Source organism: Neobacillus drentensis, from assembly GCF_036962765.1.
GTDB classification, from domain to species: domain Bacteria; phylum Bacillota; class Bacilli; order Bacillales; family Cytobacillaceae; genus Neobacillus; species Neobacillus drentensis_C.
The window spans coordinates 108,377-109,163 of record NZ_JBALOS010000027.1; the positions used below are offsets into that span (position 1 = coordinate 108,377).

At 34.4% G+C, this 787-nt stretch carries 1 protein-coding gene; it reads left to right on the forward strand.

Going from position 1 to position 787, the window contains the following annotated elements:
* Positions 1–103: 103 nt before the first annotated feature.
* Positions 104–736: a forespore capture DNA-binding protein RefZ gene (refZ, locus tag V7137_RS04830; protein ID WP_335697006.1), complete on the forward strand. Its 633-nt coding sequence runs from the start codon at positions 104–106 to the stop codon at positions 734–736.
* Positions 737–787 lie beyond the last annotated feature (51 nt).

Consider the following 787-nt stretch of genomic DNA (forward strand, 5'->3'; position numbering starts at 1 on the left):
GAATATAAGCAGACTTTGTCGACATTTTTATAAAGGAATCTGTCGTGAAACAAAGAATCCTTATGTAAGGGGATTATAGGTTATTCCAGAAAGGGGATAATATATGAAGAAAAATGCTAAAGAAGCAATTGTTAAGGCTGCTATCACATTGTTTAAGTCCAATGGATACACGGGAACTTCGATAAGGGATATCGCCCGACTGGCAAACGTAAACACAGCAACAATTGCCTACCATTTCGAAAACAAACCAGGTCTATTAGAATATTGCTTTACGCATTTTTTTGAACAGTATATTAGTAAAATGGAAGAAGCCTATGCATCCATTGAAAAGGGAGCAAAGGAATGTTTAAAACGAATCGTCGCGGATTTACTACACTACCAATGTGAAAATAGTAAATTGGCCAGTCTTGTCTACCGAGAGATGTCGATGGACTCGCAAATAGTAAGGGAGATTATGTCAACCTACTTACTCAAAGAAAAATACTATTTCCAATTAATCTTTGAAAGAGGTTTTGAATGGAATGAATTTCGTCCCCATTCAATTCCCTATTTAATCATTCAGTTAAAAGGATTACTAATGATGCCATTTATGAATACTCATTATATGAGGGAAGTTTTGTACGTCTTTCCAAATGAACCATTTTTCGAGCAGAAATATTTAAAAGATATAAATTTGTGGATTGATAAAACTTTATGTTCAGATGTGCCAATGAAAATAGGTGCAGTTGTCAAATAGCGGGAAACGCTATTTTTTTTTGTTTATGGCTCTTTTAAACTTGCCTGTTGA